General features: G+C 35.9%; 9 protein-coding genes. 5 read left to right on the top strand and 4 right to left on the bottom strand.

Annotated elements, in window-relative coordinates; all coding sequences use genetic code 11:
- Positions 1–36: 36 nt before the first annotated feature.
- Positions 37–744, top strand: a complete 708-nt coding sequence (locus JGH11_RS09950; protein ID WP_201111435.1) for a porin family protein — start codon at positions 37–39, stop codon at positions 742–744.
- Positions 745–847: 103 nt separating this feature from the next.
- Entirely contained in the window at positions 848–1,156 is a 309-nt protein-coding gene (locus JGH11_RS09945; protein WP_201111434.1) for a hypothetical protein, read from the top strand.
- Positions 1,157–1,186: 30 nt separating this feature from the next.
- Here the strand turns inward: JGH11_RS09945 and JGH11_RS09940 are convergent, their stop codons facing one another.
- The gene (locus tag JGH11_RS09940; protein WP_201111433.1) at positions 1,187–2,950 is read right to left on the bottom strand and encodes a L,D-transpeptidase family protein; all 1,764 of its coding nucleotides are present in this window, start codon (positions 2,948–2,950) and stop codon (positions 1,187–1,189) included.
- A gap of 228 nt (positions 2,951–3,178) precedes the next feature.
- Between JGH11_RS09940 and JGH11_RS09935 the strand changes: the two genes are divergently transcribed.
- Positions 3,179–4,393, top strand: a complete 1,215-nt coding sequence (locus JGH11_RS09935) for an MFS transporter (protein ID WP_201111432.1) — start codon at positions 3,179–3,181, stop codon at positions 4,391–4,393.
- An 88-nt stretch (positions 4,394–4,481) separates the two neighbouring features.
- Here JGH11_RS09935 and JGH11_RS09930 read toward each other — a convergent pair whose 3' ends face one another.
- The 3 genes from JGH11_RS09930 to JGH11_RS09920 form a co-directional block, all read right to left on the bottom strand.
- Positions 4,482–5,381, bottom strand: coding sequence for a PfkB family carbohydrate kinase (locus JGH11_RS09930; RefSeq protein WP_201111431.1), 900 nt, complete (start codon positions 5,379–5,381; stop codon positions 4,482–4,484).
- A gap of 205 nt (positions 5,382–5,586) precedes the next feature.
- On the bottom strand, positions 5,587–7,680 hold the full coding sequence (locus JGH11_RS09925; RefSeq protein WP_201111430.1) for a M3 family metallopeptidase: 2,094 nt from the start codon (positions 7,678–7,680) through the stop codon (positions 5,587–5,589).
- Positions 7,681–7,718: 38 nt separating this feature from the next.
- A complete protein-coding gene (locus JGH11_RS09920) occupies positions 7,719–8,357 on the bottom strand; it encodes a nitroreductase family protein (RefSeq protein WP_201111429.1) in 639 nt (212 codons plus the stop codon).
- A 180-nt stretch (positions 8,358–8,537) separates the two neighbouring features.
- On the opposite strand from JGH11_RS09920, the gene ruvA reads away from it, so the two are divergent.
- Positions 8,538–9,119 (top strand): Holliday junction branch migration protein RuvA, encoded by a 582-nt coding sequence (gene ruvA, locus JGH11_RS09915; RefSeq protein ID WP_201111428.1) that lies wholly within the window; start codon positions 8,538–8,540, stop codon positions 9,117–9,119.
- 14 nt (positions 9,120–9,133) lie between these two features.
- Positions 9,134–15,191 (top strand): cell surface protein SprA (gene sprA, locus JGH11_RS09910; protein WP_236263949.1); only part of this gene is annotated, 6,058 nt, incomplete at its 3' end.

The raw sequence follows: 15,191 nt of genomic DNA, 5'->3' as shown, positions 1-15,191 counted from the left end.
TTCTTATAACTTTGTGGCATCTACGATATAAACTTTATGAGAACAATTTTAAAAATATTTTTGCTTGCCTTTTTACTAATATACGTTTCTTTTGAAGCTGCAGGACAAACACAAAAAAAACGTTTTACGTCCGATGTTCATTTAGGGCTGAATTTTGCACAGATGGATATTGAAGGCGCTAATATGTATAAAGAGTTAAAGCTGGGTATGCAGGTTGGGGCAAACTTCAATTATAAAATTTTTAGCAATATACAGGTTCAAACCGGAATCTTTGTGACCAAAAGAGGCTTGAAACAACATATAGATAGATTAGATACGTCAAACACTGCGGCAGAAGTTGTGGTCAGGGGTGATTCTGTTTTCAATACTGCGGCCGATTATATTCAAGTTCCTTTGTGTATAGGTTATGAGGTGTATTTAAATAGCCATCTTGCTGTCAATATCAATGCCGGTTTGTATGTAGCTTATGGGTTTAAAGGTAAACACAGGCAGCAGGGGTATGCAGAAACAATTATAAATGGAAAGGTAGATGGTACAGCTATAACTTTACCATACTCAGAAACTAATACTTTTGATTTTAAAAGGTGGAATCGTTTCGATTATGGAGGTATTGCAAAAGTAGGTTTGATATATGACATATATACTATAAATTGTGGTTATGAATATGGGCTTCATAATGTATCGGATGAAGGTCGTAATTTGAAAAACCGTAATGTCTTCGTTTCTTTAGGATTCCGATTTTAGAAGAGGTTTTTAAGTAGTTTCGAAAACTTTATATAATATCATCAAACCTTTTGTGCTAACTTTTTGTTTTACAATTAGAATCACAAGTTAAATAAAAGCTATTATGATAGACGAACTAATAAAAAGACTTCAAACAGAGGTTGGACTGACAGAAGATGAGGCAATCAAATCTATCTCGGTGATGAAGGATCATATGGATAAAGAAGGTTTGGATATTGATTGGGAGAAATTCTTTAAAGGAAAAACTGAAGATTTCTTGAAGAAAGCTAAAATCTTATTTGGAAATGTCTCTAAACAGACTCAGAGCTATACCGATAAGTTAGTGGATAAAGTCGATGATTTTGCAGATAAGGCACGGAAAAGCGCTCATGATCTAAGTAAGAGAGCAGCCGATTTTTTCGATGAAAAATAAAAAAGGAAGTGTTACACTTCCTTTTTTATTTTATGGATATTTATTCAGACCTAGTTCAGTTAATATAGGAGTATCGTATTCATATACATCATCGGCATAATACAAAGCACTGTCATTAGGATACATATATACAGTGTAATAATCGATAAATAATGATATTTGGTTTTCTTTATCTATATTAATGATATTTGGGAGTTTCTTTAATTTATCTTCTTTTAAAAGTTTTTTACCTTTTTCTGAAATCGGTGTTTTATCTATACTGTGATAAAATTGATCTTTAAAAAGTTCTGTCGCAGGAGCAGTGCAGAAGAATACTAAGTCGAAAGGTTTTTGTACCCTTATACAACCGTGGCTTACTGCTCTATTTTTTCGTCCAAATGCTGCTTTGCTTGGCGTATCATGCAGATATACAGAGAATGCGTTGTTAAACATAAACTTGACTAAGCCAAGCGAGTTCCCTCCTCCGGGTTCCTGTCTTATAATATAGGAGAATTTGCTAGGATTTACTTCCTTCCAATCAATAGAGGATGGATCTACTTCTTTTCCCCCTTTGAAGAGTTTCATATTGTGTCGTTCAATATAGGTAGGATCCTTTTTTTGTAATATAACCACTTCGTTTTGAGCTATACTTCTGGGTACATTCCAATAAGGGTTCAGATTTATATAGCTTATATCACTTTGTAATAGAGGTGTTTTATTTCTTATCGAACCTACGCATACTCTAGAAATCAGAGAAAGGCTATCGTTGTCGGCTTGATCTGCTAAAAGCATTGCCGAAGCTACATTAACTTCAATGTGTTTATTGTGTTTGGACTTCGTTCGTTTCCAACGATAACGTTCCATATTGATACATATTTTTTCTTGATAATATTCGAAAGGTCTGTTCAATGCATCTATGGTTAGTTTTCCAACTTCTAGTTCCTCGGGATAGGAATTGTGTCGTCTGAATGTGTTTATAGCCGCTAATAATTCATTATTTAGTTTATTGTGAGTACTATCGGTCGATGTAGAATCAGGAAGGTATTCGCCTGTCATAATTAATCTCTCTGCGATGGCTGAAATGTGCTTGTTCTTATCACCAACTTTAAAAGTCGCATTTCCTGATTCTATTTTTTTAAAGTTTTCTTCTTTTTTTCCTTCTAATAAATGATATTCTTCTCTCAACCTTAAGTATATATGATCTGTTGGTTGAGAGTTTAACATAGCCTCTATAGGATCTTTTTTTATCTCATCATATAGATTAGCATAGAAAGCCGAATCGGGAGTGGCTATAGTAATATCATAATCTGTTCCATATAGTTTCTTTGGATTTAAAAATCCATATTTCATCCCTGAGATATATTTAATAGCGGCCTTTGTTGCTACTTTCTCTAACGTTGCTATCCGTGAATACAATGTGTCAATTTTATTAATGTAACTGCCCGAGTCAATAGAATCTGTAATAGATTTAATATACGTCGCAGAAAATAGATCAGGGTTTAACCCATGTTCATTAACGCTATTCAGTATCTCCACAAGTCTATTTAAGTTCTTAACATCTAAAGTATCGTGTATCCATGCAGGAGTATTTTCCGTTGTAATGTAATAAGGGGTAAGTATTGAGTCACTATAGACTGTAACCAACAGTGAATCTTGTAAGACTTTAAAATCAAAGTCAGGATAATTTTTAGCAAATTTTGACTGGATTACCTCTTTCTTTTCAGATTCACTAATTTTGGTATGCTCTTTCTTTTTACAGCATACGGTTAGTATTATTAGTAGGAGAATGGGCAAGCTTCTGCAAATGTGTTTCATGAAGATCAATAAAATAATGTGTCAAGTGTGTTATTTGTTCTGGATTTTTTTTTGCGACAAAAATACTAAAACTTTAGTAATCCCCAACATTTTGAACTAATAATAAGATTCTTAGCGTGAAAGATATTGCGTCTTTATGTTGAGATAATAGATAAATATTTGTCAGACATGACTTGATTCTGCATCAAAGGCTTTATCTTTGCATCGTTTTAATTTAAAATGAAAAAAATGACAGAAATTCTGCCCTCCACTTACTCCAAGCAGCGAATACGCTATGCCGTTATGGCGCTTTTTATAGCACAAGGATTATGTTTCGCTAGTTGGGCTAGCCGCTTACCGGATATTAAGAAAGATTTTAATGTCGAAAGTTATTTGCATTATGGACTTCTTATGTTTCTTATTCCTATAGGAAAGTTTATTGCAATTCCACTTGTAGGTTTCTTGTTACCCCGTATTGGTAGTAAGAAAACGGTGTTTATAAGTATTGTAGGTTATACCCTCTCATTATTTATAGTTAGTCTTGTGCCTGGAGTAACAGGATTAGGCATAACAATGTTTTTATTTGGAGTATTTTGGAATATGACAGATATTTCACTTAATACACAGGCTATTGAGGTTGAACGTATTTACGGACGACCTATTATTGCGACATTCCATGCCAGTTGGAGTCTTGCAGCATGTATTGGGGCTTTGATCGGTTATGGGATGATCAACTTAGGTATTGGTACATTCTATCATTTTATGGGGATGACGGTTCTAGCTTTGATTATGATTCTTATCAACTATAAGTATCTGCAGGAACAATCTTCTACTTCAGCAGAAGATGTGAAAGAGGAAGTGGTAGAACAACCCAAAGCAAAGAAACTTCGTATGCCGGAAACTCTTCTTATCCAATTAGGATTAGTATGGTTGCTTGCACTGATAGTAGAGAATACAATGTTTGAATGGAGTGATGTATATTTTCAATCGGTAATAAAGGCTCCTGAATCATTGCAAGTTGGTTTTCTGGTATTTATGATTATGATGTTTTCTGGTCGTATGCTTACTAATTATGCTTATCGTATATGGCAGAAGAATACAGTTTTACAAATAGCTGGTGCTTTAATACTTATTGGTTTTATAACATCATCACTTTTTATACATTATTCAGATACCTTAATAATAAAAGTTATTATAAATTCGATTGGTTTTATGCTTATCGGATTAGGGATATCCTGTGTTGTGCCAACATTATACAGTATCGTGGGCGATAAGGCTAAAACTCCGGTTGGTACAGCTTTGACAATAATGTCGAGTATAAGTTTTGTAGGTCCTTTAGTTGCACCACTATTAGTGGGAGCGATATCAGATCAATATGGATTAGAATGGGCATATTTGACAGTTGGGCTTTTGGGTGCACTGATAATTGCTATTGCTGCATTTGGTAAGACATTGAGAAGATAGAAGGCTAATACTTTAGTATTAAAATATAAAAGGGTGAAGATTATCTTCACCCTTTTCTGTATATCTTTTTTATCGAAGTGATAATTTTTTATAATACGGGAACTTGTTGTTTAGCTGTGCATATTCTGCTCTCTACATCTTCTTTTGTTCCACTGAAAGGTCCTGAGCCTTCAATTTTAATAGTCGCCATAGCCGCAGCAAACTTACCTGCTTCTTCTATACTGGCGCCTTTGGCTCGTTTGTATAAATAGCCTGTTACGTAAGTGTCCCCACAGCCGGTAGCATCAACGACCTCTGTTGGTTTGTATGCCGGAATCTTGCAAAACTCATTTCCATCATAAATCACAGAACCAAGGCTACCTAGTGTAACGAGCACCTCTTTCACACCCCAATCATGAAGCTGTTTAGCAGCCTTTTTTATATCTTTCAAGCCAGTCAGAACTTCCATTTCCTGATCGTTGACTTTCAGTATGTCTACATATTTGAGAGTTTCGAGTTTATTTTTCCAATCTATCGGATAAACATTCTGATCTCTAACCTCACGTAAATAGCCTTGAGAATCTACAGCGATGCGTCCCTTTTTAGATAATGTCTTTACCAACTCTAAAGGAAAGTCATCAGCGAGTAAAGCTCCTAATAAGAATATTTTAGCATCAATATCTTTGAATGCTTCTACATTAAAAGGATCGGCTTTAGCCAATACGCGCTGTGTCCTGTTATCTTGATTTTCTCCGTAAATGTTTTCGAAATAAACCGAATGTCGGCTAGGCATTACATCTACATCTATACCTTTTGTACGCAAATCGTCGACTACTGCCATTTCCGATTCAGCCAAAGCTGTTACCAGTTTGAAGTCTATATCACTAAAACGCCTAATGGCATGAGAAAAATAAAACGCTGTACCTCCGGGCATATGTACCGTTTTCTTAGGGGTCACTACCTTATCTAATGTGATGTGTCCGGCGCAGCAAAGATCATATATGTGCATTACTTTATTTTTATTGAACTGCAAAAGTAATAAAATCATTTTCAATAATCGTCTTTTACTTGTGTCAACCTTATTATTTTGTCAATTAAGATAATAAAAGATCAAGTCTTTAGTGAGCGTTGTTATATATCCTAATATTTTTATATAAAAAAACGATTACTTCCACCATCGTGGAAGTAATCGTTCAAATACCGATAATAGATAATTATTTCTTTATACCGTTTCTTTTCAAAAGAGCATCTACAGTAGGTTCTTGTCCTCTAAATTTAACATAGAGACTCATCGGTTCTTCTGTATTACCTTTTTCAAGAATATTTTTACGGAACGATTCTGCAGTTTCTTTATTGAAAATTCCAGTTTCTTTAAACTTAGCATATGCATCAGCGTCTAACACTTCAGCCCATTTATAACCATAATATCCAGCAGCATACCCACCAGAGAAGATGTGTCCGAAAGAAGTAGACATTGCGCTTCCATCTACAAGAGGCAACATGGCTGTCTTGTCCATAGCCTTACGTTCAAATGCGATGACATCTCCTGTATATGGTTGAGTTAATGTATGCCATGCCATATCAAGGTATCCGAAAGATAATTGGCGATAGCATAGGTAACCTGCATTGTAATTTGCAGCATCTACTAGTTTTTGAACTAATTCAGCTGAAATTTTCTCTCCTGTCTTGTAGTGTACAGCAAATTTATCGAGATATTCTTTTTCAGTCAACCAATTTTCCATTATTTGAGATGGAAGCTCAACAAAATCGTGTAGTACGTTAGTTCCCGACAAGGTTTCATAGGTGCATTTTGTAAGTATACCATGTAATGCGTGTCCAAATTCGTGTAAGAATGTTTCTACTTCGTCAAATGTAAGCAATGCCGGATCGTTTCCCGTAGGACGAGTGAAATTCATAACAATAAGCACATGAGGACGTGAATCTTTACCTTTTTCTACATATTGTCCTTTAAATTCGGTCATCCATGCACCTTGTCTTTTCCCTTTACGTGGATGAAAGTCGGTATATAAGACAGCTAAGAAATTACCTTTTTCGTCCAAAACGTCAAAGGCTTCTACCTCACTGTGGTAAACAGGTACTTTTGTGTTCTTTCGGAATGTTATACCATATAAGTCAGTAGCTAGTCCAAATACACCTTTTTTTACATTTTCAAGTTCAAAATAAGGACGAACCAGCTCATCGCTAACATTATATTTCGCATCTTTTAGCTTCTCTGAATAATATGACCAATCCCACGGTTGTAGGTCTATGGCTTTACCCTCCATACCTACAGCAAAGCCTTCCACCATCTTCACATCTTCACGGGCAGCTTTACTATATGCATTAAATAAATTGTCGAGAAGATCATAGACATGTTTTTTGTCTTTGGCCATTTTATTGCGTAATACGTATGTCGCATAATCTGAATAACCTAATAGGTTGGCGATTTCCATACGGGTTTTGGCAATTTCCCTTACGTTATTCTGATTGTCAAATTCTCCTCCAGCTACACATTGTGTAGTGTATGCTTTATATAATTTCTCACGAAGATCACGACGTGAAGAATACTTCATGAAAGCAATATAGCTTGGAGCAGACAAATCAAAAATCCAGCCTTCTTTTCCTTTTTGTTGTGCTTTTGCAGCGGCTGCATCTATCGCTATCTGAGGAAGACCTTCCAGTTCTTCTTTGTTGGTCAAAAGCATCTCGTACTTATTGTTTTCTTTCAATGCATTCTGACTAAAAGTTAATGTTAACTGACTCAATTTCGATGATAGTTCTTTGTATGTATCTCTGTCTTTACCTGTCAGTGTAGCTCCTCTGTTTTCGAAGCCTTGATATGTTTGTTCAATTAGTCGTATTTGTTCAGGCGCTAAATTTGAATCAAAACGCTTTTCATAAACAGCCTTTACCTTTTGGAATAATCCTTCGTTGAGATTTATTTCATTCGAATGTGCCGAAAGCTTAGGTTGTACTCTTTGTGCGATTTCAAGCATCTCGTCATTACTTTCTGCACTCAATAAATTGAAGAATACGGATGATACGCGCGATAATAACTTCCCCGATTCTTCGAGAGGAAGAATTGTATTCTCAAAAGTAGGAACAGCCCTTATCATAACTATTTTGTTAATCTCGGCTGAGTGATCTTTCATCCCTTTTTCGAAAGCAGGTTCGTAATGCTCATTCTTTATCTTATTGAACGGAGGGGTATCGTAAGGCGTTTTGTACGCCGTCAAAAACGGATTCTGCGCTTGGATTGTTGTCATTGCTATTATTGATAATAAAATAGAAAAAAAGATTTTTCTCATATAACTTAAATATTTAATGTTTATAGAATGTAGTTATTTTATCTCCACTGGGTTATGTCTTCGACCGAAAAGCGGACGGACTCTTTTGCTTGTTCGGAAGCTTTCCCTATTGACAAAAGAAGTATAGGAATATATCGTTGGGGATCTAATTTTAAGGTCTCTGTCAACTCTTTTCTCATAAAGCCACCTATAGGATTTGTATCATATCCGTAGTTTTTAGCAGATAGCATTAGCTGCATAATGATAAATCCACAATCTAAGAAAATAGAGTTCTTCAGTCTATCTTCGGTATAACTAGCGCCATAGCTCGTCATCATTTCCAACATTTTATCCTTATATTCTTGGGTTATTAGGTTAAATTCCACATTGGCCGATAATACTTTGTCTGCTGAAGAATAGTTGTCCATGTCTCCATATATAGCAATAAGTGCCGATGAGGTTTCCCATTGCATTTGATTGAACATCATAAATGGTTTGATTAGTTCCTTACCTTCATTAGTATCGAAAATGAAGAAGCGCCAAGGCTGTAGATTGAAAGAAGACGGTGCGGTCATAGCATCTTGTAGAATGTTTGTCATCTCTTCTCTACTAATTTTTACAGATTTATCATATTGACGTATTGAGACCCTGTCTGTAAATAAAGTATTCTTTTGATTTTTAACTTTCTTTAGTTGCATATCTTATATTCCCTTTTTGATAATAGGTATAAACAAAGGTATAAAAACTAATTGAAAAACTGTATCTTTACTCGCCAATTCAAAGATGAGTAATACCTATGGTATATAGAAAGTTCTTATCTCGAATATACTTTTTTTTATATTTTATCGTTATTAATTAACTAGTGTAATAATAGGGTTATGATTGATTATATAAAGGGAGAAATCACGGAGTTGACTCCTGCTTCTGTAACACTTGAAAATCACGGTATTGGCTATTTTATTAGTATATCGCTTAATACTTATACAAACTTATCAGGTAAAAAAGAAGTTCAACTATATATTTATGAGGCTATAAGAGAAGATGCTCATTTGCTTTTCGGCTTTTTTGATAAGCAAGAACGTGAATTGTTCTTGTTGCTGATTAGTGTTTCCGGAATAGGTGCAAGTACCGCACGTATGATGTTGTCTTCAATGAGTACAGCCGAATTGGCTAATGTGATTGCATCAGGTAATTCTGATATGTTGAAAACCGTAAAAGGTATTGGTTTAAAGACAGCTCAACGTGTAATTGTAGACTTGAAAGATAAAGTTAAAATTAATGGAATAGAGCAGGTTGATGTATTCTCTACCACTAACACTTCTGGACACGAGGCTGTTGCTGCACTTGTTATGCTTGGTTTTCCACAACAATCATCTCAAAAAGTGGTAGCTAAGATATTGAAAGATAAGCCGGATAATTCAGTTGAACAAATTATAAAGACTGCATTAAAAATGCTTTAATCATTTAATTCGAATTGAAAAAATATTTTAAATATTTATTTTTAGTTACGCTTTTCATTGGTTCGCTTAGCCTGTTTTCCGGTATTTCCGGCAAAACAGTTTCTTGGTTTACCCCTATGGAAGATATACAGTACAGATTAGAAGATACTGTACCTCTTTTTCCTGTGCGGAAAACGCAAATAACAACTTATCAAGATTTGAAGGATAATCCTCCCGCAGACTTGAAAAATCCTTCTAATATAAAGACTTCGGTTGAATATGATCCCAATACAAATCTTTATATTTTTCGTACTAAAGTAGGAGATCAGGAAGTCTCTACACCTTTTTCGCTCACACCTCAGGAATACATGGATTATACATTCAAACAATCTATGTCTAAGTATTTTAGAGGAAGGAATACAATAAGCGGAGATGCTAATGAGGATACAAACGATGAATTCTCTTTAAAAGATATAAAACTAAATATAGGACCTGCTGAGAAACTTTTTGGTCCGGGTGGTGTCAAGGTCAGAACTCAAGGTTATGTAGAGGCTACAATGGGTATCAAGCATAACAGTACTGATAATCCAACTTTATCGGAACGTAATAGGAGCAAAACAGTTTTCGACTTTAATGAAGATATACAGATGAAGGTTACTGCTTCTGTGGGAGATAAGATCAACTTCGACATGAATTATGATACCAAGGCATTATTCGATTTTGACTCTAAAAAACTAAAATTAGGTTATCAGGGGAAAGAAGATGAAATAATAAAACATATTGAGGCGGGGAATGTAAGTATGTCTACTACAAATTCGCTTATAAATGGTGGGACAGCTTTATTTGGTATCAATGCCGAACTCCAATTTGGAAAATTACGTGTTAATACAGTTATCTCCCAGCAAGAGTCGGAAACTCAAACCACAAGTTCGAAAGGAGGTATTCAAACTCACGAATACGAGTTTAAAGCGGATCAGTATGATGAAAACAGACATTTTTTCTTAGGTCATTACTTTCACGATCATTACGACGAAGCAATGAGTAAATTACCTTTTATTCAGTCGCCTGTAAATATCACTCGTATTGAAGTATGGGTCACGAATAAAAGGAAAGATTTTACTCAGTCACGTAATATAGTGGGCTTCTCAGATTTGGCAGAGCCGAATGTTATCAAAAATCCAATGTGGACAGGTAGCGGATCTGTCATGACTCCATATAATAATGCCAATACACTATATGCCAATATGATCGGTGATTATGCCGAGGCTAGAGATATTTCTAAAATAACAGCATTGTTTGATGGTGTCATAGAGGGTGGGTTAGATTATGAAAAAATAGAAAGTGCGCGACAGCTTAGCACTTCGGAATATACCTTAAGCCCCCAATTGGGTTATATATCTCTAACGTCGGCATTACAAGCAGACGAGGTACTTGCTGTAGCCTTTGAATATACTATGAGAGGTACAACATATCAGATCGGCGAATTTTCGACAGATATTGTTGATAAATATGATCCATCTAATCCAAAATCGGGCGCATTGTATGTTAAGTTGTTAAAGCCGGTATCTCTTTCGCCACGTTCTTATACATGGAATCTGATGATGAAGAATGTGTATAAAGTGAGTGACAATTCCATACAATCCGATCGCTTTCGTCTGAATATATCGTATCAGTCGGATACCGTTGGTACGTACCTTAATTATTTACCCGAAGGGAATATTAAAAATAAAAGATTGCTGGAGGTTATGAATCTAGATCGTCTCGATTCAAGAAATAATGAAGTGAAAACATCCGAAAATACAGGAGATGGTATTTTCGATTATGTAGAAGGATACACAGTGAATTCTCAGAATGGGCGAATTATTTTTCCTGTTGTAGAGCCATTTGGTAAACACTTGAGAAAGAAAATAGGTAGCAATGCGATAGCCGATAAATATGTTTATCAGGAGCTTTATGATTCTACATTGACTGTAGCTCGTCAGATAGCAGAAAAAAATAAGTTCAGACTATATGGTTCATATAGGGGATCAGGAGCTAATAATGCTGAGATAGACTTGAATGGAACTAATATACCTGAAGGATCGGTACGATTGATGGCTGGGGGAGTAACATTAGTAGAGGGGGTAGATTATATTGTGGATTATATATCGGGTAAGGCCACAATAATAAATCAAAATATTATAGATTCGAATACACCTATTCAGGTCTCGAGCGAAGGTCGTACATTTAGTATGCAGCGTAAAACCTTATTGGGGCTGAATCTTAGTTATGATATTTCAAAGAATTTCAATGTAGGTGGAACTATTATGCATTACTATGAGAAACCGCTTACAATGAAAACTGCAATAGGAGATGAGTCTGTCAAAAATACGTTATGGGGATTAAATACTTCATATAAAACAGAGTCGATGTGGCTGACTAATCTGGTTGATAAATTGCCGTTTGTGGATGCGACACAACCTTCTCAGATTAGTTTCGATGCAGAGTTTGCACATATGATACCGGGGCATTATCAAAATAAAGAATCGGGAGGTTACTCTTATCTTGATGATTTTGAATCGTCCGAATCAAGAATTGATATAAAAAATCCTTATGCATGGACTCTTGCATCTACTCCTTATGATAGATCTGCAGATGCATTGTTTCCGGAAGCGGCATATAGCAACGATGTCAGATATGGGATGAATCGGGCTATGTTGTCGTGGTTTATGATCGATGGATTATTTACACGTAAGGGGTCTTCTTTGACACCTAACCATATTAAAGATGACAAAACTCAGCTATCTAATCATTTCGTACGAGAGATATACATGCGTGAAATATATCCGAATAGAGATGTAGCATATAATGAGTCGGCAACACTACCTGTTCTCAATTTATCATTTTATCCTATCGAAAGAGGGCCATATAATTTAGATGCTACAAATATTACCTCCGACGGAACATTGCGTGATCCTCAAAAACGTTGGGGTGGAATTACCCGTAAAATGGATGTAAGAGATTTTGAAGCTTCGAATGTAGAATACCTGGAATTTTGGCTGATGGACCCCTTTGTATATAATGATACAGCATCTGTACCTAATCCCGGAGGAGATTTATATATCAATCTGGGGGAAATTTCAGAGGATATACTTAAAGACGGGAGGAAATTTTTTGAAAACGGACTTCCGGTTAACGATGATCCTGCTGCGGTCGATACTACGGTTTGGGGTAAAGTGCCTAAAAGACAGTCGACTGTATATGCTTTCGATGATAACTCAGGGCATGATGCTCGTAAAAAACAGGACGTAGGGCTCAATGGACTTAGTACAGAAGAAGAATTCACTTATGGAACTTATGCGAAATATTTGAGAGAATATGAAGCCAAATTGTCGGCCTCGGCTAGACAAAAGTTAGCTAATGATCCATTCTCTCCACTAAATGATCCAGCAGGCGATACATATCACTTCTATAGGGGATCTGACTATGATCGTGATCAGGTAGGTATCTTAGATCGTTATAAATACTATAACAATACAGAAGGTAATTCGCCTGCAACAGATCAAACCTCTGAAAAGTATTCAACAGCAGCCCGTTCTGTTCCCGATGTAGAAGATATAGATCAGGATAATACGTTGAATGAAACGGAATCTTATTTTCAGTATAAAATACAGCTTAAACCCAATATGATGAATGTTGGAGGAGACAACTTTATAGTTGATAGTAGGAAAGTCTCGGTACCACTCCGCGATGGAACAGACGGTGAGGTTACATGGTATCAGTTTAAAATACCTATTCGGAATAATAGTGCCTACAAAAAGATTGGCAATATCCAAGACTTTAAGAGTATCCGTTTTATGAGGATGTTCCTTCATGGTTTTGAACAAACAACATATCTTCGTTTTGGTACGCTTCAGTTAGTACGTGGTGATTGGCGTGTTTATGAACCGACCTTAAATAAAAATAATGAAGTGTCAGGTAATGGAAAACTTGATATTTCGACTGTAAATATAGAAGAGAACTCGGAACGTAAACCGGTAAATTATGTTTTACCTCCGGGGCTGAGTCGTATGACAGATCCTGACCAGGCACAGATGACAAAAGAGAATGAGCAGTCTTTATCTATGCGCATAACAGAACTGGACCCGGGAGATGCCCGAGCTATTTATAAAAATACGTCTTATGATTTACGTCGTTATAAAAGGTTACAATTATATACTCATGCTGAGGAGTTGATCAATGGAGAGAAATTGACTAAAGGGGATCTTACCGTTTTTATACGGTTGGGGTCTGATTATAAAAATAATTATTATGAGTATGAGATTCCATTAACAATAACTCCATCTGGTACTTATGGGAATAGTGCAAATGACAGAGCTATAGTTTGGCCTGCGGAAAATATGTTTGACTTTCCGTTAGAATTACTAAAGGATATAAAGCTACATCGTAATAGAGAGAAACGAAAAGCAGGCTCTTCCGTTTCATATACAACTCTTTATCATGAGTATGATCCTGAAAAAAAGAATAATAAGGTAAGTGTGATCGGTAATCCTTCATTATCCGAAGTGAATGTGATAATGGTTGGTGTAAGAAACAATACCAGGGTAGTAAAATCGGGAGAAATATGGATCAACGAACTTCGCCTGACCGATTTTGATGAAGAGGGAGGCTGGGCTGCTCAGGGTAGTCTGAATGTAGCTCTTTCTGATTTGGGTACGGTTAATCTTTCAGGAAGGAAGGAAACTGTTGGCTTTGGAGCTTTAGACCAGAGCCTGATGGAAAGGCGTTCCGACGATTATTATACCTATAATGTTGCGGCTAGTGTGGAGTTAGGTAAGTTTTTCCCGGAGAAAGCGAAAGTGAGCTTACCTCTGTATTATTCATATTCTAATCAGACTACAACACCGAAATACGATCCTTTCGATCAGGACGTAACTCTAAAAGAATCTCTTAGTATTATGGATACGAAAGCTGAAAAAGACTCGATTAAGAGTCTGGCTCAGGATAAAACCACCACAAAGAGTATTAGCGTTAATAATGTAAAAGTAAATATACAAAGCAAAACCCCTATGCCATACGATCCTGCTAACTTTAGTATGGGGTATTCGTACAGCCAAAGTGAAACAAAAAATCCAACCACAACATATGATATTGCTAAAAATTATAAAGCAACGTTCAATTATACCTATAGTCCATTAGTTAAAACCTGGGAGCCATTCAAAAAAGTTAAAGGCAGAGATGGTGCGGCTAAATTTGCAAAATCTCTTGGCTTCAATTATCTACCTAGTAATATTGCTTTCAATTCTAATATAAATCGCTTTTATACTGAAACTGTATTACGTGATATAGAGAGTTATAGATTGGGAGGAGATAATAACAGCGAGTTTTTATCATGGAGCCAGTCATTTTTATGGGATAGAGATTTCTCAATCAATTGGGATTTTACACGAAACTTGAGGTTCTCGTTCCAATCAGGAACCAGAGCCGAAATCGAAGAGCCATATTTGCAAGTGAATAAGAAAGCTAACAGAGATGACTATGATATTTGGAAAGATGCTGTAATGCGCAGTCTGCGTAGCTTGGGCGATCCGTTATCATATCGTCAGGTAGTGAATATGACCTACCAGCTACCATTCAAATCGATTCCCGCAATGGATTGGATTACATCTAATGCTAGTTATATAAGTGGATATCAGTGGGATCGTGGGGCAAGAGTCGATAGTGTGGAGATAGGTAATACCATTAGTAATAATATGACACTGGAGCTTACTAACCGCTTTAATATGACCTCCCTATATAATAAGTGGAGCTATCTTAAAAAAGTTAATGAACGGTTTGATGGAAAAAGACGTAATCAGTCTCCTAGTCAGAGAGCCCGTGAAAAAGAGAAGAAAGAGCCGGAAAGACGTAGATTTAGTCAGAATGTAACATTGGATAAAGAGAATAGAATAAAGGTTAATCATAGTTTAAATACAAAGAATATACAAGTATTGGCTAAGAAAGATGGGAAATCGTATCCGATAAAATATAAAAAGATAGATGAGAATTCAATTCTTATCACAAATAAGGATTCAGCAGATATTCAATTAAGTATTGAGGGCAGATATAAGGATT

The organism is Dysgonomonas sp. Marseille-P4677, from assembly GCF_016652235.1.
Taxonomy (GTDB): Bacteria; Bacteroidota; Bacteroidia; order Bacteroidales; family Dysgonomonadaceae; genus Dysgonomonas.
The sequence above is the reverse complement of the archived record's forward strand: the minus strand, read 5'-3'. Positions and strand labels throughout refer to the sequence as shown.